Raw genomic sequence first — 24,071 nt, 5'->3', positions numbered from 1 at the left:
GGAAGTGCTTCTGCCGTAGGCAGTCCAGCGCCCGACGCGGCGACCGAGGTGCCGGCTCGTGACCGTCCGGGTTCGCAGAGCAGTAGGGGTGCTTATTTCAGGTCCGAAGGTGGCTCGGCGGGCTACCGTGAAATCGAGTCCGCCGAACCGGCGCCGAGGTGGTCGGCCGAGGCGAGTGGTATCGGCTCGAACATCGGGGGCTCGTCCGCGGGGAACAGTGCGGTCGGACCGTAGACCCAGTCGGTGAACGAGTAGTCGCCGACCGCGCGCTCCCGCAGCAGCGTATTGCGCTGCGCGCGCCGGATCCCGTCGAGATGCCAGAGTTCCCCCCACGCCCGGGCCGTCAGCACCACCCGGCGGCAGTGTTCCGGCCGGACCGCCTCGTACGCCGCGAGCGCCCCCGCCCAGTCGACGACCCCGGCGGCGTCCCGCAGGCGCCGGACGTGTTCGGCGAGCACCCACCCGTCCTCGATCGCCATGATCGCGCCCTGCGCCATGTACTGCAGCGGCGGGTGGGCGGCGTCGCCGAGTAGCGCGATCCGTCCGTCGACCCAGGTGTCGATCGGGTCGCGGTCGTACATCCGCCACCACTTGTCCCGCCACATATGCGGTAGCCGATCCTGGACGAAATCGCAGGTCGCGGCGAAGGCGGTGTCGAGTTCGTCGGGAGTGCCCCAGTCGTCGAGCCCGGCCACGGCCTTCGGGGATTCGAACACCGCCACCTGATTGAGCAGATCGCCGCCCCGCAGCCCGTAGTGGACGAAATGGCAGCGCGGACCGACATAGACGACCACTTCGGCGAGGTCCCCCGGCCGGTCCACTTCCGCGATCGGCACGGTCCCGCGGTAGGCGACATAGGCCGAGGACACCGGCCGATCGTCGGTGAACAGGGTCCGCGCGACGGAATGCAACCCGTCGGCCGCGATCACGATATCGGCCTCGTGGACCGTACCGGCTCGAGTTGTCGCACGGGCCTTTCCATCGCCCTGGGCGTACGCGACGACGCGTTGCTCGGTGCGCAGTTCGACGCCTGCGTCCCGGCACGCCTCCAGGAACAGCGCGTGGCCGGGCCGCTGGTTTCGGCACTGGTGATCGCGCAGCACGTCTACGAGCACAATGCCTCCGCAGTGATCGTCCCCGGGTTCGAACACGCCGATTCGGTGCGGCACGTGATCACTGATCTGGCTGCGCTCATCACTCCCATGTGCGTCTACCCGCGCGGGTACCGCTGGCCGCTGAACGACTTCGGAAGCCTGCGGTGACCGGCGCTGATCTGGCCCTGACGTTGTTGTCGATCGGCCTGGTCGTTCTGACTGTGGCGTTGTTTCGTCCACCAGGTGAGTAGGTGCAGAAAGGTTCGATCTGTACCGGATGTACGCGGGGCCGAGGTGGGCGAAGACCGAATATTCGCGGTGATGTCCGAAGGTTGGCAGGCGGTGGACAGGCCGGTCCCACACTCGTCACCGCGGCGGTTGTCAGAGGATCGGTGTCGATCGCTCCAGCCCGGGGATCTCGCCGTTACGGAATGCATCGACGAAAAGCTCGTGGTCGGTACGCGTACGAAGAGCGTAGGACTGGCCGAAATCCACCATATCGCGCACGAATTCGTCCTCGTCGGAGCCGATGGCCGCCATGATCGCCTCCTCGCTCTGGAAATCGACCAATGTCTGATCGGAGTCGGCGTCGGAGACGCAGTGCATACCCGCGGTCGCCTGGCCGAGATATTCGATGACCGGCTGCATTTCCTCCGGCTCGGTGAGATCGGACCAGTCGAGATCGCTCACGTAAGGGGAGAGTTCGGAGACGATATAACCGTCCCCGCCGATCTCGGTGTAGCCGAGCCAGGGGTCGGCGTGGGCCTGGAGGGCGCGCTGGGACACGGCGGTGCGGTGTCCGTGGTGCCGGAAATAGTCCCGGATCCGCTCGTCTTGCACGATCCGGCTGGGCGCGGCGATATTCCCCTGTTTCATGGACAGGATCACATCGTTCTCCAGCGCCTCGGTCTGCCCCTCCACAAGGATGTTGTACGCGGGCAGCCCCGCCGACCCGATCCCGAATCCTTTGCGGCCGACGATATCTTTCACCTGGTAGGTGATGCTCCGGAACCGCTTGTGCTCCGGGATCGTCTCGAGGTATCGGGTGAAGGCATCCAGCACCAGGGTGCGTTCCTCCTCCTCCACACAGCGGACATCCTTGCCCGGCCGGAATCGGCGTTCGTAGTTCTCGACCATCGTGGTGCTCGCCAAGAGGGCAGTGCGGGTGTTCATCCGGGCGTCGAGCAACACATCGTGCACGGGGCCCGTGGTGTTCCGCAGATGCAGCTTGAAATCCTGCTCGTTCTGGGTGCCGTCGTGAAAGGCGCGCACCATGCGCACATAGGAGCGCACATACGTCGCTGTCAATGCCTCGATATCGGCATCGGAGACGGCCTTGCGGCGGGCCAGCAGCGCGACGCTGGCGCAGAAACGTTTGATATCCCAGGTGAACGCGCCGAGATACGCTTCGTCGAAATCGTTGACGTCGAAGACGAATTGTCCGGCGGAATCCATATAGGTGCCGAAATTCTCCGCATGCAGATCGGCCTGGATCCAGATCCGGCCGGTGCGTTCATCGGCCCATCGATCCTCGGTGGCGGCCATATCGTTGTAGAACAGGCAGGCGGACCCGCGGTAGAAGGCGAACGGGTTATCCGCCATCTTGCGGAATTTCTTACGGAACGCGTCCGGGTCGGCGGCGATCATCTCGCCGAAGGCGTCGGTGAAGACGTCGACGATCTCGGCCTTGCGGTCGTGCGCGGTGTGCTCGCTGAACTCGTTGCCCATACCCACGATTCCGGGCCGGTCCTCTCGTCGTGATGGTGCTGCCGCCCTGGCTCGGCACCAGGGCGGCGATGGATTCGATCGTGCCAGAACCCCTTCCGCGGCGCTCGACTCCGGCAATCGGCGGGTGGGCCGGTGGCGCCTTCGCCCCCGCCGGCGGACCGATCGTCGCAGCCACCGGCACGATCGTGCAGATCACGCGTGCGAGATCACCGCTCGAGGAAGCGCACGTGAACTGGGGTGGTGCGGTGAACGCGGCGGTGAGCTCGAGGAAGTGGCGGGTGCCGAAGCGTTTCTCGGCAGCGGGCCCGATATGCAGTAGTCCACCGTCTTCGTCGAGGTAACCCTCGGTGGTGAGGTGACGCAAGATGGGGGCAGCGGATCGGTCGAACGGGGAGAGCCCGTTCCATTCCCCGATCCAGGTCTGGTCACCGAGGGTGCCGTATTGCAGTGTCACCGCGAGAGTTGCTGTGCGACGAGATGGCGGGGTTGTGCAGGGGCGGTGATCGGCTCGACCCAGCCGCGCCCCCACAACAGCAGCAGACCCGCGGCCTGGAGTAGCGCGTCCTCTGTGGTGGCGAGGAACAGGCAGTTGCGGGTGGCTCCGGTGCGGCGGGTGGAAGGCCGGGCGCGACGACCCGTCCGGGCCGGACGCTCTTCCCGGAGCCCTGCAACCACGTGAGCAACTCCTGGGGGTTACCGACAGTGGCCGACAGCCCGACTCGCTGGATGGGCCGCCCGGTGAGGTGTTGCAGCCGTTCCGGTACCGCCAGCAGATGCCATCCGCGATCATCCCCGGCGAATGCGTGTACCTCGTCGACGACGACCGAACGGGCGGTGCCGAGCATATGGTCGTGCTCGGTTTTCGTGCCGATGAGCATTGCTTCGAGTGATTCGGGGTGGTGAGGAGGATATCGGGTGGATCGCGCCGGATGCGGTCACGGCGGGAATGCGTGACGTCGCCGTGCCAGAGGGCCGCGCGCCGGCCGACCCACTGGGAATAGCCGTCGAGCCTGTGTACGAGGCTGTTGAGAAGCGTTTTCAGCGGGCACAGGTACAGCACCGAGAGTCCTGTCCACTGCTGGTGCGCCATTGCGGTGAGCAGTGGGAACCAGGCGGCTTCGGTCTTCCCGCCCGCAGTGGGCGCCGGCAGGATCGCGTCCTCGCCGTCGAGTATCGGTGCGATCGCCTCCTGTTGGAGCGGGCGCAGACCGGACCAGCCGAGGGTGTTCACTTCCCACACGCGAGGTGAGTGAAGTGTACAGCGAAGGTGATGCGGTAAAGCTGGTGCACGCAGTGTCCCCGGAAACCCGGGAGTTCTGGCCTGACTCGGGTGACGAGGAAATACCCGCTCAAAGTGTCGGTGCGGTGGTGGCCGTCTACGGGTCCGAGCCTCGGGAGGTGTCGTACGAGGTCGAATTTGTTGCCGCCGACGGTGAAACACTCGGAGTTGTCACATTGGACGAGACCGACATAATACCGTTCGATTGATATCGGCCGGTGCGAACTCGAGTTCTCCGCAGAGGCCCGCGAACCGGTCTCGTCGGCAAGGACCCGCAACAGCGTCTGCTGGGCCTGCGCTGCACTCATTACCTGATCGGGCAGCACTCGTGCGCTGAGCCGCCCCGGGGTGTGCGGTTCCGAGAGCGTGGTGGCTCGGCAACCGTACCCGCATCGACGACCGGGAGACGGTGTCGATCGGCAGACGCTGCGCTCTACGGTTCTAGGAGCAGGTAGATAGGTGGTCCCGGAACGGTCATCGGTGTGCGGCGGACTGCTGTGACGACCAGCGATTCGCTTACGACCGGATGAGAGAACCGGTGCCCGACGCAGCACGCGAGCGTGCCTCGGCGACGGTGGCGGCGAAATCCGGACCACTGAGCATTCCAGGCAACTCTTCGACTGTTTCGATCTGGAGGCTTGCGGCGAAAAGCGACGGCCCGATACCGGTCGCAAAGTAGGACTCTCGTGCATCGGCGCTTGTCACCACGATGACGGGGATGCCATGGCCCAGTGCTGCCCCTACTTCCACATGAGTGCCGAAGCTCTCTCCGAGTAGCGCGATCACCAGGTCGCAGTCGAGTACGGCGTCCAGACACTCGCGCACCACGACCTCGGAGGGCACATCCCGAGCGCCCCACTCGCTCACGTCGCGGTGCGGCAGGAAGACCTGCCAGCCCATCGACAGCAATACATCCTCGGCGCGCTGTAGTGACCGCCGCCAGGGTGATGCGGCCGGGATCGTCGGAGTGACCGCGCCGGCCTCCTTCCCGTGGACGGCTTCGGCCGGCTGGGCAAGCGCCGATGTAAACGGACCCGCGAGATATACCCGGCCCCCACATGCACCCCTGGTCACTTTCGCTCCTTCGTCCAGTTCTCGCCGATGATTCGGCATCACGTGTTCTGTTCCGCAGCACACTAGGCCAATGTGTGCCGGCTTGACCTCGAGTAGTTGTGGTTCACAACAGATTTGCGTCTCGATCGCGGCAATCGTCAACCGATCTCGTCGAGGAGTGATAGCAGGTTCGCCTCCATGGCGTCGGCGCGCCGCAGACGCTGGAGCGCATGTTCGGCCGAATCCCGGTCGGTGGTGGTAAAGGCGATCCGATCATGTCGCAGTGCGGCCAGTGAGTTCTCTACGCCCAAACCATGTACTGCTCTGAGCAGTCGCGCAGACGCGGGGTCGTACCGGTCCAGGTAGGTCAGGTACGCCCTGATGCCTTCGTGCTGCAGACCGACATCTGAACCTGCGAGGGCGATCGCAGTCGTGGCGATGAGGTGGTACGCGTTCTCCGCATCCTCGCGGTACCGGAACGCTATCGCTTCCAATATTCGCATTTGCCCCATGAAGATCCCGTTTCCGCGCTGTATCGCCGCTACTTTTCCTGAGGTCGCTACTGCGGCGAGTACATCGGCCCGCGCCGACCCTTGTGCCGCATCTTCGACATCGAAGAGGTGAGTGAGAGCTTGTAGCCCGATGCCGACGACTTCCTGCTTGTCGGTGAGATCGAGCGGATAGTCTGCCACAAGACTGCTGTGCCGATCGCGCAATCGAGTGAAGTATCGCCGTGTGGAAGCGTCGCCGTCGAGGAACGGTGCCGAACAACTGACCCTCGTGGCCTCACCGCCGAGCACCGAGGCGACTTCGTAGGCCCGATAGTTCTCGGGAACCGAATCGACGCTCTCGAAAGCTCCAACCGCGGCTGCGAGGTGCTCGTGGCGCGCATCCGGTCCGTGTGCCGACAATAACTGGACAGTGAGACGTAGGTCTATTGCTGCTGATAGTTGGGAGCGGTCACCGGTCGATGAAGGGAGTGTCCGGCGTGCTTCCGCCAGCATCGAGGTTGCCGCGGAACTCTCGCCACGTTTGGCGAGGAGGCGGGCGAGAAGATATCGGACGCCCGCCAGCTGGATCGCATCGGTCAGTGCGTACCGGCCGGGATGGGCCAGGATCTCTCGCAGCAGTTCGTCCATTGCTACGCCCGAGTAGAACAACTCGGAAGTGTCTTCCCATAAATGATTTATGCCGCCCGGTTCCGACGACAGCCTGGATATCAATCTCCCTGTGAGCATGGTCAGTGAACTATCGGGTCCCACCGGCCTGCGGCTGATCTGGAGAACATATCCTTTGCTGCGTAGGAATGCGGCGATATCCGAGATTCGAAGGGCGTATATGTGGTTTGCTATTCCGGCGGTATTCCGCCGGGTGACCATACCGCAAACGAATGGCATTCCCTCTGTAACTGTCGCCGCCGGCGCACCGGAAAGTCCGCGTAGGGCTTGATAGGCGGTACTGACTTCGTGACTCGGTGTATCGGAAGTATGCTCGAGCATTCCGAGATCGGAGATGATCAGGTCGAGATAGGAACGAGTATCGAGATATTCGGTACCGGCACACCGCGCACGCATGGTGACCAGCGAGGTGTCGACCCCTGAAGCGGCGCCGCGTATCCATACCTCGGGGGCCGGTCCCGAATCCCGGCACCGGACCGGGCTGCCCAGATGTGAGTCGCAGTACAGTAAGCTGATATCGGTGGCGCCGGATTCGCCGCTCGCCACCACCCGCACGTCGGAATTGCCGAAAGAATTCGTAATCGACAACTGTGGCCGGATACGCGAACCCAACCGGACCGCGTGGGCTACGGACAAGAGATAGGAACCGGGACACGTCGAATCCAGAATCGGAACTCGGAAACACGTGCCGACCACTCTGCCGTCCGGCGCCTGTACCGAATAGGTGGCCTCTTCCAGGCTCGCCGACATACCTGCCTACACTCTGCTCCGCAGGCGTCCGCCGACTTCGCGGACCAACGGTGGCGGGGCCGATCCGAGGCCGGCTCGAAAGTCACCGTCGAGCAACCATGTCACAGCCGTATCGACCTCTTCATGGACCCGGCCGGCCGGTGAACCCGATGAGCGGAAATATGCGAGTACCTCGGCGCGAGTGGGTTCCACTCCGTTGTCGTTACAGTTCTTGATGAACACGAGAACAGTCCAGCGCAGTACGTCAGCGGGCGTACTGCGGAAGATGACACCTTCGTTCAGGAGCTTGATCAGGCAGGTCGCCGCCGCGGTGAGCAGGCCCGCCGCGGCACCTGCTGCTGTCGCGCCGGCGGGCAGGCTGCCGATAACGCCCGGTATCAACACCTCGATGAACTCTCGTGCCGGTGTCGCGAACTTCGAGGTGGCGAGCTTGAACGGTCCGAGAGATATGGCAGCAAGATCCTGTTGCTGCCCGATCAGTAGGCCGCCGTCGGCGAGCACCTGGCAGCACGCCCAGAAATCCTCCGGGGGTGCGACTATGCCTCTGGCCCGCGCCCAGGAGTCGGCTATCTGCTGCGCTACGTCGGGTTCCGAGAAGCTCACCAGCGCCGGCCTTCTCCGGCCACGTCCGCGACATATTTGCATGCAGAGGCAATGTCCTGGGTGCCGATGACCGCGTCGAGCAAAATCGTCCTGGCCATCTCCATCGAATCCGGCTGCATCGCAATGATATACTTTCTCAATGCCACGGCGTATCCCAATTCCAAGGTAGTACTCGGCCCCATATAGCCGTCGGGATTCACGATGAAGACGATGTCCGCCTTTTCTATCCGGTTCAAATGCGCGAATGTGGCGCCTTTCCAGGCGAGCTCCCAGCTTTCATCGGGTTGCCCGTCGAAGAGTTGATTTATTCTGTGCAATGGGGGTGCAAGGATCACCAATCCCTTACTGCGGAGATCGGCAGCTGCAGCGAAAATTTCGTCGCGGCGCTTGCCGCTTCCGCATATCGTTACCATTGCCATTACGAGGCTTTTCCTCACTAGAGTTTTTCGTACCCGCCGGTTGGCTTGTACGTGGGTCCGAGCATCTCTGCACGCCGCGCTCTGGCGTTCACCAGGTGGCGGCCATCTTTACCGATACCTACACCGACCAGTTCGCGCATGCGATAGAGGAACGGGCCGATGTCGGGCTGATCCAGCACGCGGTAGTGCACCATCTCTCGGGGCGTCTGCGTGGCCGCTGTCGCCCCATGCCCGCATCCGGACCCTTCTGGCCGAATGCCCAGATCGGAGACGATGCGGCGTATATCGTTCTCTGCGACCGCATGCATCGGGCGGATCACCTGCACCGCACAGTCGGCCTTGTCCAGCAGGCACTGTATCGGAGGCTCATCGGTATCGACTTCATGGTGGTGGACGAGTGACTCGATCCGCTCGACGAGGGGTGAGTCGATACCAGGCCGGTACGCCAATGCCTCACGACGGAGGCGTTCAACGAGTTCTTCGAAATGTGCGCGGCGAAAGTTCTCGTGCCTCAAAGCCCGCCGATCTATGTGAAGCAGCGCCTCTTTGAGTAGTGAAGCGGATGCATCGGTCATATGGTGGCCGAAAGCGACGATGGAGATACCCCGTTCGGTCGCGAACGTATGCAGTGCCAGCGCTTTGACGCTGTAGCAGTGGGTGCACGGGGTGGGGGCTTCCGGCGTCCGATCTGCTGCGAGCCGGTCGAGTAGATCGATGCGCCGGCCGATCTCGAGAGGTACAACGGTGCTGCCGCTACGTTCTTCGGATCGCATGGTGAGCAGTTCAACGGTGAATCCGTTCGCAACAGCGAGCCGTCGTACCCGGTCTCCCCATCCGCTCTCGTATCCCATGTCCACCGATACCGCGGTGAAGGCGAACCCCAGGTCCCGAAGAACGAGACACAGCAGCAGGGAGTCCTTACCTCCCGAGAAGGCGACGGCGACCTTCGCGTCCTCTGGAATCAGGTTGTATCGAACAATCTGCTCCTGGACGGAGCAAACGATACTTCTCGGAAGGTCGGTCATCAGATCCCCCCTGGGAGCATTGACGGATGTGCGCCTGTCCGAGGACATCGACGGTCTGGCATGTAGTGCTGTTGATGCTCCGTCCCGAGGCAGGGTCGGGCGTCCTTCTGATTATCAGCTACACGCCGCGCCCCTGCAGCGGAAGCGCCATCCGCCGAACAACTTTCGGTAAGGGCACTTCCGGCGGTCGCCACGTATTGGCCATCTTCCGAGATCCGGGACCGAAGAGAGACGTGCGCGCCGGTGCTCTCGACGAATGGGCATCGCGGACAGGTCCGGCAGAGTTGGCGAGGTCGGCGGCCTGGGCGTCATGGTAGATAGAGGCGCTCGTTGGGGAGGCGGGGGAGACCGGTGGGGTGGCCGGGGAGGATGGTGGCGGCGTCGGGGTGGTGGTGGGTGCGCCATTCGTGGAGGAAGCGGTGGGCGGCGGTGCGGCAGGCGGCGTAGTCGACGCGGAGGTCTGGAGGTGGATGCTGAGGTGCAGGTCCACCTCTCGGACGTGCCCGGTCTGCGCGGTGAAGGTGAAGTTCGACCATGCGGCCCACGGGGCGGTATCGGGGAGGCGGGTACGGATCGCCTCGAGGCCCCGGCGCTCATGGTCGGAACTCGACTGAGCGCGCAGCTGGCCGGCTCACTGCAAGTCGTCGATCAGGGTGTTGATCACCGACTCTTCATGGACCGCGACACCTGTGCGGTTCATCGCGAGCGACAGTTCCGGGTCCCAAGGTGTGGCGACGGGCGAGCCGGTGAGCAGAAGCGGTGTTGTTCCCGAGTTCGCTGCTTCGAGGTAATCGGTCGCCTTCATCCGCCACAGCCCGGCCCCGGTCGCGTGCAGGCGGGCCGCGATGCCGATACCCGGCCAGTCGAAGTCGCCGTGGTACTGCAAATTCACCCGCTCGGCCAGGACCGATCCCGCTGATGACGGGTTCCCACTGAAACAGATGAGAGACCGACACACGCCCGCCTCGGCTGCGCGTTGGAGGACCTGGGGATTTTCACAGGCCGCCACGGTGGTGCCGGGCGTGGTCAGCAAGGCATCGGTGGCCAACAGTTCGGCGAGGGTCAGGTGGGTGACCAGGCCGAGGTCCGCCCGCATCCGCATCATGACCGACCAGGCGTCCGCGCCGGGAGGCCGCAGTCCCCAGGTGAGGACCGTGCTCGAGATGGTGTCCACGGTGATACCGGCGAGCCGCCACAGGTTGATCCGGTCGCGTGCGGTGGTGGGTTCCGGGTGGTCGAATGCGAAACATAGCGCCCGGAGGGCCAGGCGACCCGCGAGAGTGTCCTTGTCCAGTGCGTGGGCGTTGCCGGCGACCGCGGTCGCCAGTTCGCCGAGGATGCGGTGGGGTGAGTCGGACAGCAGGGCGAGGGCGAGCGCGTGGGCGGCTGTGTCGAATTCCCGCCGGGCCGTCGCCGCGGACCTGATCAGCAGGCCGGTGCTGTGCAGCCATTCGATCCAGGGACGGACCCACGGGGTCGACGAGAGTCCACGATCGTGGATCGTCTGTTCGACGTCCGCCCACAGGGCGCTGACCACCTGCCGGCGTCCCAGACGTTCCGAGGGGCGGTCCCGGAGGGGACCGCCGGTGAGTTCGGCCAGGACGGGGACCAGGCCCCGGCCTGCGGAACTGCGCAGCAGCGCGGCATCCAGATCGCTCACCGATAGGGTGCGGGTCCCCGCCAAGACGGTGCGACCCAGCAGTCCGGACAGGCGGTCCGCGGCATCGGCATCCAGGTCGACACGGACTGTTCCCGAGATTGCATGACCTGTGCGTTCGAGTCGGTTCCGCAGTGTTGCCCACACGCCGAGCAGACTCGGCGCGGAGAGGTACTCCAGCAAAGGCGCGGGCAGTGTCATCGAGGCGGCACCGAAACCAGGTAGTTGCGGTTGCGGCCGTCCCAGTGGATCCGGGTGGGCACCACGCTGCTGTCGCCGACACGGCGGATTTCATAGATGTCCAAGGCCGGGACTTCCGGCACAGTCCCCCACAGGGCATGGCCGGTCATGACGAAATCGATATCCAAGCGCACCAGCAGACCCATGAGTTCGCCTATGGCCCGTTGGTCCACCTTGGCGAACGCGTCGTCGAGCAGTACCAGCCGCAGCGCGCGTTCGGCATCAGGGAGACCGGAGAGGTAGCCGTCGGCGGCAGCGAAAAGGGTCACGTACGAGACGAACCGCGTTTCGCCCTGGGAAATTTTGGCGCGCCGCGATATGCGCCGAACTTGCCCCGGATCCGGACCGAGGATCGTGACCTCGACGGAATGCCACGAACGGTAGTCCAGGGCTTCGCGCAGATGAGCGGTGTATCCGCTGGACGCGTCGGCGGTATGTAGGCGTTCCACGCGTGCACGGACCAGTCCGACGAGTTCCTCGCTGTCCTGCTCGGAACGAACCTGGCCGGCAATACCCACAAGCTGCATCAGGCGTTGGAGTTCCGAGTCGCCGCTGTCGAGCTCCCAGCCGATCCGGACGCCGATGCCGTGGCTGGTCCGGGTGCCGGCGAGGCTGGTACTCATCGCTTGTACGAGCTGCCGGGCCTGCTGCACGCGGCGGCGGAGTTCGTCGGTGACATTTCCGAGGACGAATTCGGTGAAGATCTCCCGCTCCCGTTCGGTGAGTGCGTGGCGGCCTACTTCGACCCGGTTCTCCAGATAGGCGAGAACCGCGGGAAGGTCGTGACGGTTTTCGATGCCTTCGAGGCGGATGAGATGTACTCCGTGTGCGATGTGGTGCAGTACCTCGAGATGGCCGGAGGTGTCGGCACCGAATTTGGTGAGCGCGGTGAGCAGACGGTTCACGTCGTGGGTTTTGGTGCTGCGCAGCGCACGGAGCACCTCCTCGGCGGTGCGCCGGGCAGCGGCCGGGTCGGTGACGTCCTGGAGCGGTTTCAGCGGGTGCGGAGTGGCCGATGCCCGCAGACCGGGCACGTGCATGCGGTTGTTGAAGAGGTCGCCGGCCTGTCGTAGGTGCTCGGTGCCGGACCTTTCTCTGTAGTTCACGGTCTCCAGGCGCACCTTTGTCGTCTCCGCTTCGGTTTTCCTGCTCTGTGCCCTTTGATCGGCTTCTTGCCGCTGCCGGATTGTGCGCTTCAGCTCGGCTTCGCTGGCCTCGATTTGCTCGGTCAGCTCCCGGAGTGGCAGGTCGAGCGCCTCGTGTAGAGCGGCGAGTTCCGTCGCGTCCCTGTACCAGTCTTGTCTGGCGGCTTCGGCGGCGGCTTCGTCGTCGGTGCGGCGTTCGAGTTTGCTCAGATAATCCTGCCGTGCTTCCCTCGCCCGTTCCGCCGCGCCGACCACCGATCCACAGGACTGCTCGAATTCCAGGCACACGGCTCGGGCTCGGGCGCACCGCGTCTGCACCGCACGGAGATCGTCTGCATTCGACGGAAGTGCCATAGCGTTGCAGAGATCACGATGCTCTCTGTCGTGGCGGCTCCAGTCGGAGCGTGCGGATTCGGCGCGCCGTGCGGTATCCAGGGCTCGGGCCGCGGCGTTTTCTGCCTGCTTCCGCTGGGTGCGGGCGGTCACACGCCGTTCGACGAGCGCGCGTGAGGCCGGTGCTGTCCGCAGATGGGCGTCGAGCGCTGTGCGGTGCGAAGCGAGACCCCGCAAACGATCCTGGTGCGCGGTGATGCTTTCCGCGATTCGCCCCAACCGGGTCTTGATGGTAGCGAGATGTTCGCGGCGTGCCGCCGCACGGGCGGTCGCGCCGATGTGCCGCGCCGAGGTCGGCATATGGCGACCCAGCAGTGCGCCGTTCCGCCAGGTGCCGTCGGGGCCGACCGAGGTCGTGGCGTGCGGATCCTGCCAACCGATGCTCGCCAATACGCGCTGGACCGCTGTAGCGTGTTCTGCTGCGGAAGGATCGGGTCCCAGCGCCTCGGACAACGGCGAACCGACCGAAACGGCCGCCGCGCGCAGCAGGGCTTCGCCGTCCGCGGAGCGCAAGTCGCCATTTCCGTCCAGCGTCGCAGTCAACAGGCCGGAAGCCAGGAGGGCGCCCTCGATACCGGCCCGGTCGGCATCCGGCACGCCGGGCCGGAAATCGATTACCCGCCACAGCGGGACACCGCTGGTCGGCGCCTGCCAGGGTGCGGCCGGAGGTTCCGGGTCCTGTTCGGCCTCCAGCGCGCGTTGCCGGGCGGTCAATTCGGCGGCAGTGTCCTTTTCGGTCCTGATCTCATGGTTGATCCGGGAGATATCGGTGGCCAGCCGATCAATGACCGGCGTGGCCAATCGGGCGGCCAGCCGATCGAGGTCGTCGAGTAGAAGATCGGTACCGGGATCGTCACCGCACAGGATTTCGATATCGCTGTCCAGAGCCTCGATCGCGGAATGGGATCGATCGATTTCTCCAAGGAGAGTTCCGGTGGTGTCGGAATCCAACCAGGCGCGCCAGCTCCGGTTCACAACGACCCCCAGTTCGTCACGGTCGCCGGCGGCCTCCGCAGAGCTGGTTTCCGCTTCGTCTGCGGCTTGCTGCTTTTCGTCCGCCTCGCGTTCCAGCGACTCGACTGCTGCGCGTTGCCCGGCGAGCCGCCGTGCTTCATCCTCGCGTCGACCGGCTTTCGTCTCCCGCTCTTCGGCGGCCCGTGCGCAGTCGTGCGCCGCGGCGGCGGTGTCGTCCAGCGACTCGGGGAGAATCTCGACAACCGTCGAACGAGGTCGCTCGATGGTGACCGGTGCCTGATCGAGTGAATCCTGAACGGGATCGATGACGGTGTCGTCCGGTTCCATACGCATCCCGATCGAGATCGGTAGCCGGCCACGGGAAATGTCTTCCACCGCAAGCCGCTCTACCGCCTGCGCGAGCAGATCGGCAGCCACGATCACGGTCGTCTGTAGCTCCGCCACCACGTTCGCGGTGCGCGCGGCGGCGTCCGTTTCGTCGGCGCGGGCCCGGCGGGCGTTCTCCAGCGCCTGCTCGGCAGAACGCCGGAGGGCATCGACGGTAGTGGCTTGCTGGGCGAGGTCTTCGGCCTTCTTGAACAATGGCGCCTTACGCAGACCATCGATGGAAGTGCGCAACTCCTCGACGGCACCCTCCAACTCGGCTGCCCTGGCGGTTGCGGCAGCATGGTCGCTACGTGCCCTGTTCAGCTGGTCGGTGAGACTTCGGCATTCCTCGCGCGTTAATTCGAGTTCTCCGGCCGCATCTCGCAGCAGCGTGGCGCTCTGGACCAGGATTCCGGCGGCATACGCGCTGTACACAGCATGGAAGCGCTGGACATGGCCGAGCGTTTCGACCAGTTTCTCCTGTGCCGCGCGGGTCTCGGTGAGGCCGTCGAGACGGTCACCGGCCTGTTCGAGGGTGTGCTCACTGAGCGGAGGTAGCGCGTCCGACAGGATTTGCGGCAGTTTGCCCTCGTCGATCCTGTTACCCACATCCGGAGAGCGCAGCGTGTGCAGGAGCTGCACGAGACCGGTGAACCTGTCGCGACCTGCCTCGCCGTGTAGCCCGAACACTTTGGTGCGGACGACTTCACGATGCTGATCGGCATCGGTGAGACTCTGCTGCCCGATTCGTTCGGTGAGCCGATCCCGGGGCAACGGATCCCGGTTGGCGCCGAGCAACGGTAGCTCGTCACCGACCCGCAACCCGGTGGTGAAGAACCGGACTTCGGACCGGTGTGCCGAGGCGCTGTATTTGATGTGGGCGCCGAGCGTCAGGTGTTCGCCGGGACGGGCGAGTTCCAACCACAGATAGCCGATTCGGTTGGTCTGGCCGCGAGCGCCGGTGCGCATCAGTTCGTCGAGGCTCACCTTCTGTGAGCCGGTGGCGTCCATCCGCCTGCGTTCGGCATCCAGCAGGAAGGGCAGCAGCATCTCCAGGGCACGAGACTTCCCGGAGCCGTTAACGCCGCGCAGAATCAGCCTGCCACCGGAGATGATGAATTCGTTGTCGAGATAGTGCCAGACATTGACCACACCGGCGCGGGTCAGCCGCCAGCGTTGATCGAAATGTTTAAGGGATTCCGCGGTCACGACCGGCCTCTTTCTTCATCGAAGGAATCCAAGGTCAACTGGCTGGGCTGCGCTACCGCCCGGGGCCGGTAGCGGAAGGCGGGCCCGAGCAAGCGGATCCCGGTATCGCTGATTTCGATGAGCCGCAGCGATACCAGAAGGGTGACGACATCGTCGCGCAGCCGTTCGGGGGCGTCGCCGTATTCGGATTTCCAGACCCTTCGATTTTGATTCAGCAGGTCTCCCAGTCGGTCTTCAACCACTGCCCAGGGGAATTCCGGCTCGGGCGACTGCGACTGCACCGCTCGATCCGCCAGGGCACCGACGAGCAGAAGACCGGCCTGCTTTACGCTGCCCGCACCGGGGAACTCGATATCGCTGAGCGCTTCGGCCGGATCGTAGGCCAGAGCGCCCTCGGCACGGACCTCCAGGACAAGCCCGAAATTGTCGTTGAGAAGCCGGCCGAGTTCGGTTCGCTCCCTCGACAGCACATCCAGTTCTTCGGGACTCAAGTCGCGGCGCAGTACAACCGGGTCCTCGGCGAGCCGACGGCGCAGGCGGCGCCTGGGTGCCCCCGCTTCCGGTGCCAGGATGCTGTCATCGGTTGCTCCGGGACCGATCGACCGGACCAGCAGATGTGGCAGCAGCGGTCGGCAAATCGTCAACAGCGCTTCATCCGTGCCGGTGTCGCCCCAGCGGCCGACGGTACCGTCGGTCTCGGTGAGCACTCCCCAATCGATCAGTACGGACAGCGCCGCTACCAGCCGTCGGCGCTGTGGGAGGTCGTCCGGGACGCTGATCCCTTGCTCCACGGCGTCGGAACGGATCTGGGCGACGAGCTGGGAGATGAGGATCTGCTCACCGACCCCTGGCGCCAGCAATGCCGCGCACGCGAGTGCGACCAGGGTGTAGGTCGGTGCGCCGAGCGGAGTCCCACTGCGTCGCGCGAGGGTCCTGGCGGGTGAGCTGGGTTCGGGCGGCAGTTTGACGAGTCGCGCGAACCTGGACTCCACGATCAGGTGGTATCCGAGTTGGGTACTGAACAGCGTGCGGAGCGCGGTCACATGACGACGGACCAGGGCGACGGTCTCCGGACGGCGAGTTGCGGTGATGACCGGTGTCGCCAGTAGCGCTCTGGCCGCCTCACGCAGACCGGCCGCATCCTGTGAGCGGGTACCCAAGGAGCGGCGTCCGGAGTCGCGGCTCATAGGGCATCGGGGAGCGCGGCGAGCGAGCTGTCGATCGAGCGAATACCGAGGGTGTAGCCCTCGACGGTGAGCGTCCCGTCATGGGAATCGATCCGGGTGCAGCCGCCCTGGGTGGCTTCGAGCGCAAGGCCGAGATCGTAATCGACGATGACGGCGTCGGTATCGTGATCGGTCGCCAGTAGCCGACCGAGCTGTTCCAGGAGGACGCCACGCGCTGCGGGGGACAGCCGAGTCCCATCCAGATCGCCACACGCGGCGAGTTCGGCCGCGGCTTCGCGGAGGCGCTGTGCCTCCGCACGAGCCGCGGCCTCGACCATTCTACGATCGGCGGCGGTGTCCGGCACACGCGAGGAGCGACCCTTCGCGACACGATTGCCGCGTTCCCGCAGGGACACCGGAACATCGATGGGGTCGGCCACAGTCCACGAGGTCGTCGGCGTGATCTGTGGGTCCGGCTCCTCGGGACCCAACCCGAGGTGCCGGGCGGGCCAGGTTCCGAATGCGGCGGCGAACAGCCGACTTGCTTCGGTGTCCGACGCCCGGTCGAGCCGCCCGGCCAGGCGCAGCAGATCCGCCCGGCGCGAATACCCGGTCCGCGAGGAATCGAGAATACGTTTCGCATTGGCGATCAGCTGCCCGAGTGCCTGACCGGCGGCCGCCCGCAGCTGTCCTGGCCCCGATTCCTCACCCGAATACCACTGATACAGCTGCTCCCAATCCGACCGCGCGCGTCCCGCCGAGCGTTCGACCGCCACATCGTCGCCCAAGTGCAAGCCCGGAAGCGCGTCGAGGACGGGAAGCAACCAGTCGAGGACTGCGAGAACCTGGGTCAACGCCTCGGCGATAAGCGGAGCATGCCTGTTCACATCAGCGTTGATGAGATCGACATAATCCAGCAGCAGCGTCTTGAACTGCGCATACTCCTCACCACCGAGATCGAACCGGGTCAATACGCCGGCCAGGTATGCATAGAAATCGGTGACGCTATCGGTGAACAACCGCTGATTGTTGAACACGGTCGTGACGATGCCCGCGAGGCGTTCCCCGCCTTCATCGTCGATACCGGCGTCCAGAAGCTGGGGGATTTCCGCGAGCGCGTAGGCGATCTGCCCGAGCAGTTCGCGCGCAACCTCGCGCGCGCCGTCGGCAGCCGACATGATGTCGAGCGCCCCGCGGTGCACGCGGCCGCCCAAGCTCGAGACCTGGTACCGCGAACGAGCTCGCAGGTAGTCCGCAACAGTGGTGACTCGGGTATCCCGCAATGAAGGCACCAGATTTCCCCAGCGCACGAGCTGCTTGCAACGACTTTCGGCCGTATCGGCCGCGAGTGGGATACCGGCCGCTGTGAGCTGTTCGGCAGCGGATGCGGCGGACATGTCGGCGAGCAGCGAGGACGTGAAATGGGACATTATTGCGATGTATTCGTCGCGTTCGTCTGCGGTCAGGTAGCGGAACAGGTCCAGATGGGCCGATTCCCGTGCCGGTTCCCCCATAGCTCGTCCTTCACTCGCGCTCGCCTGCCCCCAACGTTAGATGACGATCAGGCGTCTCAATAGGGTTCCGCCACTCGGGCCGAGAACCACTCTGTATCAGTTGTGCGGTGCTGTGAGTAGTGCAGCGAGGCGGAGTGTGGACGGTGTCCTGGCCGGAAGACCGAGGGTACGGTCCGCCGTCCCGATCGCAGCGGTGGAGCCGAATCACTGCGCAACGTCAGTGGGTGCCTGGTGGTATCGGGCGGTGAACGAGGAGAACGCCCGCATACCATTGAGGTGTGCGGGGCGGCCTCATCGTCCTACCGGCCCGCTCATCTCGTGGATCGGCAGCCGCCTTCTCCTCGGATACTCGGAGACCGGTGCCTCTCCTGTCGAGCGACACCGTTGTTCACGCAGCCCCCGGCATCGCACTAGAGGATGACACGGTAGCCGCCGGTCGCAGCCGCGCGAGGATGCCGTCGAGGTCGAGGGTGAACATCTCGGGCCGGAAGACGTGTCCGCCGGATACCTCATGCCATTCGTGCGGGATGCCGGCGTCGGTGAGGCGTGCGCGGAACTCCCGCTGGCCGGCGAGCACCTGGGTCTCGTTCACACTGTCGAACCAGTTGACCGGGTCCGGACTGGTGCCGGCGACGAGGAAGATCCGCTTGTTCCGATAGCTGTCGATCCGCTCGACCGGGTTGTCGGCGCTGACCCTGGCCTGGTTCCAGAACGGCGCGCCGTAGACCGTGCCGCCGCCCAATTCCACGGTCGCCGAGGACAGGTTCGCCCAATGGACGACCAGGCCGAAATCGCGACGTAAACTCGCCGGGCCGGAATGGCTGCTGACCGAGGCGAAGTGGCCGTAGTACTTCGCGGTGTACTTCAACGCGCCGAAGCCACCCATCGAGAAACCGGCGACCGCACGGCCGTCGTACTCGGCATAGGTGCGGAAATTCGCCTCGATCCAGGGCAGCAGCTGGGCGATGTGGAATGTCTCCCAGTTGCGCGGGCCGACGAACGAGCTGACCGGGTTGGAATACCAGCCCGCGCGCCCGCCGTCGGGCATCACGACGATGATCGGCTTTCCGGCGGTCAGTTCGCGGATGCCCAGGAAGTCGAACTGGCGGAAGTCCTCGCTGCCGCCATGCAAGAGGTAGAGGACCGGATAGGTGCGTCCGCTGGTCAGGTAATCGTCGGGGAGCAGGACGTTGACCCCGGGGTTCCAGCCGATCGCGCTGGTCTGGAACCGGTAGTACCACATACGCGGGTCGCTCTCGTTGCGGTCCACGATCGTGAGTCCGAATCCGTCGCTGCGCCCGACGAATAGCACCAGGACGTCTCCGGCGTCGATGACCTCGGGATCGGCCAGGCCGTTCACGGTGGCGATCAGTGGGGAAAACGAGGCGTCGCCGTAGAAGCGTGACGCCAACTCCGAGACCGTGTCTCCGGCGAGGACCTTGTATCTCGTCAGGTCGGGAACGATCAACTGTTGCCCGGCCTCGATGGTGTCGGGGTCGGTGATATCGCTGGCGCCGGCGATCAGTCGGTGTAGTCCTGCGTCGCCATAGAACCGTAATGCCAGAGCCGCCAACGTATCCCCGGCGGCAACCTCGTACCTGGTGAAGTCGGGGATGATCAATTTGTGCCCGACCTCGATGGTGTCGGGGTCGGTGATCGCGCCGGCGGTGGCGATCAGCCGGTGTAGTCCTGCGTCACCGTAGAAGCGCAATGCCAAGGCCGGCAACGTTTCCCCTGGGACAACGGTGTGTGTTCTGACCATTTGAATCACCCCTTCAATAGCCGATTGCTCTAGTGTCCAACGTGGGTAATTCGTTGTCCAGTAGTTCATAAGAACTGGTTGTTCTGCGGAAACATTGCCGTATGGCAAGTTTCGGCGGCGAGTTCGGCGATGATAGGACCGTTGCTCTATGCGACTGCAAACACTCCACATATCGGGATATCGCGCATCTGTCGATACGACCCCGAAAGCCGCCCCGGGCCGGCGGCGCCAACGCAATGCCGGGCTCGGTCTGTGACCGGGTTCCGGCTCGGTCCGGAGCGGTGTTCGGACAAGCGACGCCCGCCGCTGTCGCATCCTCGGCCACCGGCCACCGGCATGCGCCCGCTACCCCCGGATCGGGTTGCACGCCGAGATGCGGAAGATGCGTAGGCAGTCCCAGAGTGGGTAATTCAGCAGGCGCAGCACGTCCTACCAGCGCAAACGACGTAATATGCGGTAACCGCAGTATCGCGGATCCGGCTACCGATATATCGAGGAGGACTCATTGATATACACGATCGGTCACCACAGTGGCGGGATGCGCCGGTTGTGGGCAGGCGCAGCGCTCGCGGTGATTCTCGTCTGGGGAGGTTCCGCCGCGGCGACCGCGCAGCCCGTGCCCGAGGATCAGCAGTCGCTGGAGGCGGCGCTGCAGGCGCTGATGGGGGCGACGGTCGAGTCCGTCGAGGTCGACCTGTCCAGCGGTGCCCCCGAGTTGGAGGTCGACCTCCGAACCCGTGACGGCGCCGACTACGAGGTGACGGTCGATCCGAGCACCGCTACGGTGCTGTCCATCGAACCGGACGACGACTGATCCGCGTCCCGGCGGCGGCGGTCGGCGGACCGCTCTGATGGTGCCGCCGAAACGCCGCGCCGGGTGGAGCCGAAGGCGGAATCGACGACCGGAAAACGGGTCCGGCGTAGGCGCTCGGGTAGTGCCCGGTGCACACCGGCCATGGGCCGGGCTAGCGGGCCGGGGAAGTCGTCGATCACCGAAGGGTGCCCGGAACTCGGGCGTCCTCCGGTGGAGGTGTCCGCCGGATCTTCGACATGATGCGGTCGACGAGTTCGTCGAGGCGGTCCTGGTGGGCGCCCGCCCAGTAGACCCGGGCGCAGCCGGTGCACCGGCGGAAGGTGTCGTGATAGCGGCGGGTGAGGAGAGGTAGCCGGTCGATCACGTCGGCCTTCGCTACGCCGGCCAGAGGTGCGCCGCAGCGGAGGCAGCGGGTGAGCGGAGCCAGGCAGGTGGACAGGTCGAGGCGGTCGATCACCTCCACCACCTGATCGAACGGAAGGTCGGCGCGTACGAAGAGGCCGTGGGTGACGATACGGCGGGCGAGCAGACCGCGGTCCCTGGTGAGCAGGATGCGGTGGTCGTTCATGGCGATCTCGGCGAGTCGCGCGTCATCGGCCTCGAATTCACAGCGGACGTCGAGGCCCATCAGTCGTAGCAGTCGAGCGGCGCCCCCGAGATTGACGTCGACGAGTAGGCGCGGTTCACGCAGCGGGTGCGGGCGGACCCGGGTCAGTGCGGCGATATCGAGGCTCTCGAACACCGGGTAGACGGCGAGCCGATCGCCCGGGCCGGGGTGGTGCCCGAAGCCCACCGATTCCCCGTTCACCAGCAGAAGGTCGATTTCCGTGTGTGGGATACCGGCCGCCTCGACGATGTCCTTCACGGTCTGATGGGGACGTACCGGGCGCCGCAGTGCCGAGAACCGGGACCGCGGGGGTAGAAAGTCGTTCAGCTCGGCGTAGACACGTAACTCGAGGCTGGCGTGCTCTTCGACGATATCGCCGGTGTACGTCTCCATGATCGAACTCCGTGCGGGAATCCACTCCACTCGAAACCGTGCGCAGTCCCGAAGTCTACTCACGGATTCCGGCTCCGCTTCTCGGCGGGAGGACGCCGGCCCGGCGAGATTCGCGGGGGCTGTGCCGGGGCGACGCCGACCCGGTGCTGCGCCGGCGTCGGAGTCCGCTCGTGGTCGAGCCGGGGGAGTGCGACCCTCATCAGGCGTCCGACCGAATAGCGGACGCCTGATGAGTACCGTCAGTGGGCCCCGAGTACGTCCAGGATCATCGGGCGGGCGGTGGCGAGTGCCCGGCCCCAGTAGGGCCAGGTGTGGGTGCCCTCGACGATATCGATACGGGCCGGGATACCCAGCGCCGCCACCCTGTCGCGGAAGATCTGCGTGCCCACCGCGGCGGTCGCTTCCAGCCCCATGGCGTTCACCGTGTTGCCGACCCCGAACGGCACATCGGGAGCCCCGGGGCTGCCGTTGCCGGCCGAGATGTACATCGGCAGGCCGCGCAGGAGTTCGGCCTGCACGGTCGGATCGTTGCGGCTCCAGGCCGGGTCACCGACCGGGCCCCACATATCGTCCACATTGAACCGGCCCTCGTCCCACATCGCGGCCCGAACCGCCTCGTTCCACATGGGGAAGGTCGGGTTCAGGAATCCGGAGAACGATCCGGCGAACTTGAACTGGTCGCGGTGGTACGCGGCCAATGTCAGGGCGGCCCCGCCGCCCATGGAGGCGCCGACAATGGCCTTGTTGGTCCGCGATACCCCGTACCCGGCGAGGAAATTGGGCAATTCACGGGTGAGGAAGGTCTCCCACCTGTACGTTTCCGCCTGGCCGTTGGTCCCGCTGGGCCGGTACCAGTCGGTGTAGAAACTGGAACGGCCGCCGACCGGGAACACCAGGGTGACATTGTCACCCGCGAACTGCCGCAGGGCGTCGGTATCACTGGTCCACTGACTGTGATCGGCCGGCGCGCGCAGGCCGTCGAGAACGTAGAGCGCCGCACTGCCACCGCGCGCCGCCCACTGCACCTGAACCTTGATCGGTCCCATGCCGGACGGTACGAAGAGTTCCTCGTACCCACCCGCCGGGGCCCGCAGCACCGGAGTGCCGATCGGGGCCGCACTGACCACTGCCCCGCCCACCCCGGTGGCCAGGACCATCGACGCAACAACCGCAGCGACTCTCCGCAGCCGCTTCCGCACCACCCACCGACTCCTCGTTCGCACCCGCTACTCCTCATTGGTCTCGGATACCGGACGGGTGAGCACGCTACCGAAGCAACCCGGATTCGCCCGCGCGCCGCACAGGCGTCCGCCGAATTTTTCCGCTTTCGCCGGAACAAGGCCCTTCCGAGCGTGCGCCTCGCGGACCCGCAGGTCTCACGGCATCCGGGCAGTTCCACCCAACCCCACGTCGATCACCGTTCCGGTGACGTAGCGCCCGGTCTCGCCGACGAGGTGGCCGACGGCGTCGGCCACCGCTTCCGGCGGGCACCACGGGATCCGCATGGGGCTCATCCGCGCATAGCGCTCTTCGACATCGTGGCGGGAGGGATTGTCGAGATCGGGGGCGAACAGAGAGTACAGGGCCGGATTGTGGAGCATCGGGGTGTCCACATTGGTGGGGCATACGACATTCGCGGTGATACCGCTTTCCGCGTATTCGAGGGCCACGGATTTGACGAGCCCGATCACGCCCCATTTCGACGCCGAATAGTGCGCGAGGCTCGGGGTGCCCTGCCGGCCGCTCATCGAGGAGATGGCCACGATCCGGCCCCAGCCGGTGGTCATATGGGGGAGTGCCGCCCGGAGGCAGTGGAAGGTGCCGGTCAGGTTGGTGGCGAGCATATCGGCCCACATGGTGTCGGAGAGCTCGGTGACCGGCGCGGAGCCGACGATGCCCGCGGACGTGACGAGAATGTCGATACTACCGGCCCGGGCGGCGTCCAGTCGGCGCTCGATACGGTCGAGCCGATCGGTGATCGCCGCGGCGTCGCCCGCCGGGGCGCCGGGCGCGCGGATCTCCGGCGCGGCGCCGCCGTCGACGAACGCGGCCACCACGGTGTCGGTTACCTCGTCGCGGCGCTGCGACAGATGTTCCCGGTGGTAGCGAATCGACCACCACACGCCCTCGCGCAGCATTCGCGCGAACTCGACCGGGTCGAGCCCGGCGCGCAGTTCCCCGCAGGTACTGGCGCGGGTCGCGGCGTCGATCCAGAACGTATGCGCTTCCCGGACCGCGTGCGCGATCTCCGCGGGTGCGTCCGGTCCGTGGTAGGCCTTCTCGTTCTGGTAGATCTCGGTCGCGTATGGATGTGCCTCGGCGATCTCGATCGAGGAATAGACCAGGGCGCGCAACTCTTCTCGCATCCCGTTCACGTGTGGAAGCACGGATCGGTAGCGGGCATTCAGGTCGGTCAGGAAATCGTCGAGGATCGCGAATGCGATCGCATCCTTGGAAGGGAAATGATGGTAGAGGCTCCCGGACAACATCCCGACACCCTCGGCGATATCCCGGACGCTGGTCCCCGCTACCCCGCGCTCGACGAAAAGCCCGGCAGCGACGCGTTTGATCTGGTCTCGGCGGCTCACCACCCGCCCATGCTTACCGTCCGTGACGACGCCTGTCGAGCGGGCCGTGCGCACGGGGTGGGTGTCGCGTGGTCGTCCCGGCCCGCTGACCGTCGGCCGTGCCTCCGGCCGAC

19 protein-coding genes and 1 pseudogene are annotated in these 24,071 nt (G+C 65.4%); 3 read left to right on the top strand and 17 right to left on the bottom strand.

Annotated features, from left to right (window positions below):
* Positions 1–122: 122 nt before the first annotated feature.
* Positions 123–1,022 carry an FAD-dependent monooxygenase gene (locus ACLML9_RS05505; protein WP_411944490.1) on the bottom strand — a complete coding sequence of 300 codons (900 nt, stop codon included), beginning with the start codon at positions 1,020–1,022 and terminating at the stop codon, positions 123–125.
* Here ACLML9_RS05505 and ACLML9_RS05500 point away from each other — a divergent pair.
* Positions 942–1,262: a hypothetical protein gene (locus tag ACLML9_RS05500; RefSeq protein ID WP_411944453.1), complete on the top strand. Its 321-nt coding sequence runs from the start codon at positions 942–944 to the stop codon at positions 1,260–1,262. The two genes, ACLML9_RS05505 and ACLML9_RS05500, sit on opposite strands and share 81 nt — an antisense overlap.
* Before the next feature lie 213 nt (positions 1,263–1,475).
* Here ACLML9_RS05500 and ACLML9_RS05495 read toward each other — a convergent pair whose 3' ends face one another.
* From ACLML9_RS05495 to ACLML9_RS05485, 3 genes and pseudogenes are all read right to left on the bottom strand, one after another.
* The gene (locus tag ACLML9_RS05495; protein ID WP_411944452.1) at positions 1,476–2,822 is read right to left on the bottom strand and encodes a DUF2252 domain-containing protein; all 1,347 of its coding nucleotides are present in this window, start codon (positions 2,820–2,822) and stop codon (positions 1,476–1,478) included.
* Positions 2,823–3,272: 450 nt separating this feature from the next.
* Positions 3,273–3,497 carry a hypothetical protein gene (locus ACLML9_RS05490; RefSeq protein WP_411944492.1) on the bottom strand — a complete coding sequence of 75 codons (225 nt, stop codon included), beginning with the start codon at positions 3,495–3,497 and terminating at the stop codon, positions 3,273–3,275.
* 68 nt (positions 3,498–3,565) lie between these two features.
* Positions 3,566–4,053, bottom strand: a pseudogene (locus ACLML9_RS05485) (DEAD/DEAH box helicase); the annotation flags it as partial.
* 14 nt (positions 4,054–4,067) lie between these two features.
* On the opposite strand from ACLML9_RS05485, the gene ACLML9_RS05480 reads away from it, so the two are divergent.
* Entirely contained in the window at positions 4,068–4,310 is a 243-nt protein-coding gene (locus ACLML9_RS05480; protein ID WP_411944451.1) for a DUF4926 domain-containing protein, read from the top strand.
* A gap of 307 nt (positions 4,311–4,617) precedes the next feature.
* On the opposite strand, the gene ACLML9_RS05475 is transcribed toward ACLML9_RS05480, so the two are convergent.
* The 10 genes from ACLML9_RS05475 to ACLML9_RS05430 form a co-directional block, all read right to left on the bottom strand.
* Positions 4,618–5,316, bottom strand: coding sequence for a nucleoside 2-deoxyribosyltransferase (locus tag ACLML9_RS05475; protein ID WP_411944450.1), 699 nt, complete (start codon positions 5,314–5,316; stop codon positions 4,618–4,620).
* Entirely contained in the window at positions 5,313–6,920 is a 1,608-nt protein-coding gene (locus ACLML9_RS05470; protein WP_411944449.1) for a hypothetical protein, read from the bottom strand. The genes ACLML9_RS05475 and ACLML9_RS05470 overlap by 4 nt, the downstream gene beginning before the upstream one ends.
* Before the next feature lie 168 nt (positions 6,921–7,088).
* Positions 7,089–7,685, bottom strand: coding sequence for a hypothetical protein (locus ACLML9_RS05465; RefSeq protein WP_411944448.1), 597 nt, complete (start codon positions 7,683–7,685; stop codon positions 7,089–7,091).
* Positions 7,682–8,104, bottom strand: coding sequence for a nucleoside 2-deoxyribosyltransferase (locus tag ACLML9_RS05460; protein ID WP_411944447.1), 423 nt, complete (start codon positions 8,102–8,104; stop codon positions 7,682–7,684). Before ACLML9_RS05460 ends, ACLML9_RS05465 begins: the two co-directional genes overlap by 4 nt.
* Positions 8,105–8,121: 17 nt before the next feature.
* Positions 8,122–9,129, bottom strand: a complete 1,008-nt coding sequence (locus tag ACLML9_RS05455) for a hypothetical protein (RefSeq protein WP_411944446.1) — start codon at positions 9,127–9,129, stop codon at positions 8,122–8,124.
* Between the two features lie 631 nt (positions 9,130–9,760).
* The gene (locus ACLML9_RS05450) at positions 9,761–10,987 is read right to left on the bottom strand and encodes a TIGR02679 family protein (protein WP_411944445.1); all 1,227 of its coding nucleotides are present in this window, start codon (positions 10,985–10,987) and stop codon (positions 9,761–9,763) included.
* Complete coding sequence (locus tag ACLML9_RS05445; protein WP_411944444.1) at positions 10,984–15,114, bottom strand: TIGR02680 family protein; 4,131 nt, start codon at positions 15,112–15,114, stop codon at positions 10,984–10,986. Before ACLML9_RS05445 ends, ACLML9_RS05450 begins: the two co-directional genes overlap by 4 nt.
* The gene (locus tag ACLML9_RS05440; RefSeq protein WP_411944443.1) at positions 15,111–16,301 is read right to left on the bottom strand and encodes a TIGR02678 family protein; all 1,191 of its coding nucleotides are present in this window, start codon (positions 16,299–16,301) and stop codon (positions 15,111–15,113) included. Before ACLML9_RS05440 ends, ACLML9_RS05445 begins: the two co-directional genes overlap by 4 nt.
* Positions 16,298–17,794, bottom strand: coding sequence for a DUF2397 domain-containing protein (locus ACLML9_RS05435; protein WP_411944442.1), 1,497 nt, complete (start codon positions 17,792–17,794; stop codon positions 16,298–16,300). Before ACLML9_RS05435 ends, ACLML9_RS05440 begins: the two co-directional genes overlap by 4 nt.
* A gap of 388 nt (positions 17,795–18,182) precedes the next feature.
* On the bottom strand, positions 18,183–19,556 hold the full coding sequence (locus ACLML9_RS05430) for an alpha/beta hydrolase-fold protein (protein ID WP_411944441.1): 1,374 nt from the start codon (positions 19,554–19,556) through the stop codon (positions 18,183–18,185).
* Between the two features lie 505 nt (positions 19,557–20,061).
* Between ACLML9_RS05430 and ACLML9_RS05425 the strand changes: the two genes are divergently transcribed.
* Positions 20,062–20,370 (top strand): PepSY domain-containing protein, encoded by a 309-nt coding sequence (locus ACLML9_RS05425; RefSeq protein ID WP_411944440.1) that lies wholly within the window; start codon positions 20,062–20,064, stop codon positions 20,368–20,370.
* A gap of 175 nt (positions 20,371–20,545) precedes the next feature.
* Here the strand turns inward: ACLML9_RS05425 and ACLML9_RS05420 are convergent, their stop codons facing one another.
* The 3 genes from ACLML9_RS05420 to ACLML9_RS05410 form a co-directional block, all read right to left on the bottom strand.
* A complete protein-coding gene (locus ACLML9_RS05420) occupies positions 20,546–21,370 on the bottom strand; it encodes a Mut7-C RNAse domain-containing protein (RefSeq protein ID WP_411944439.1) in 825 nt (274 codons plus the stop codon).
* A gap of 239 nt (positions 21,371–21,609) precedes the next feature.
* Positions 21,610–22,527 carry an alpha/beta hydrolase gene (locus ACLML9_RS05415; protein WP_411944489.1) on the bottom strand — a complete coding sequence of 306 codons (918 nt, stop codon included), beginning with the start codon at positions 22,525–22,527 and terminating at the stop codon, positions 21,610–21,612.
* 219 nt (positions 22,528–22,746) lie between these two features.
* Positions 22,747–23,961: an SDR family NAD(P)-dependent oxidoreductase gene (locus ACLML9_RS05410; protein ID WP_411944438.1), complete on the bottom strand. Its 1,215-nt coding sequence runs from the start codon at positions 23,959–23,961 to the stop codon at positions 22,747–22,749.
* Positions 23,962–24,071: the final 110 nt, after the last annotated feature.

This window comes from Nocardia sp. NPDC002869, from assembly GCF_046764065.1.
Classification (GTDB): Bacteria; Actinomycetota; Actinomycetes; order Mycobacteriales; family Mycobacteriaceae; genus Nocardia; species Nocardia rhamnosiphila.
This window is presented reverse-complemented; position numbering and strand designations above follow the sequence as displayed.

What these genes read in the sequence shown, in the direction of transcription:
- ACLML9_RS05495 (WP_411944452.1), bottom strand. Translation starts at nt 2,822, where the DNA reads ATGGGCAACGAGTTCAGCGAGCACACCGCGCACGACCGCAAGGCCGAG.
- ACLML9_RS05460 (WP_411944447.1), bottom strand. Translation starts at nt 8,104, where the DNA reads ATGGCAATGGTAACGATATGCGGAAGCGGCAAGCGCCGCGACGAAATT.
- ACLML9_RS05455 (WP_411944446.1), bottom strand. Translation starts at nt 9,129, where the DNA reads ATGACCGACCTTCCGAGAAGTATCGTTTGCTCCGTCCAGGAGCAGATT.
- ACLML9_RS05450 (WP_411944445.1), bottom strand. Translation starts at nt 10,987, where the DNA reads ATGACACTGCCCGCGCCTTTGCTGGAGTACCTCTCCGCGCCGAGTCTG.
- ACLML9_RS05440 (WP_411944443.1), bottom strand. Translation starts at nt 16,301, where the DNA reads ATGAGCCGCGACTCCGGACGCCGCTCCTTGGGTACCCGCTCACAGGAT.
- ACLML9_RS05435 (WP_411944442.1), bottom strand. Translation starts at nt 17,794, where the DNA reads ATGGGGGAACCGGCACGGGAATCGGCCCATCTGGACCTGTTCCGCTAC.
- ACLML9_RS05430 (WP_411944441.1), bottom strand. Translation starts at nt 19,556, where the DNA reads ATGGTCAGAACACACACCGTTGTCCCAGGGGAAACGTTGCCGGCCTTG.
- ACLML9_RS05420 (WP_411944439.1), bottom strand. Translation starts at nt 21,370, where the DNA reads ATGGAGACGTACACCGGCGATATCGTCGAAGAGCACGCCAGCCTCGAG.
- ACLML9_RS05415 (WP_411944489.1), bottom strand. Translation starts at nt 22,527, where the DNA reads ATGGTCCTGGCCACCGGGGTGGGCGGGGCAGTGGTCAGTGCGGCCCCG.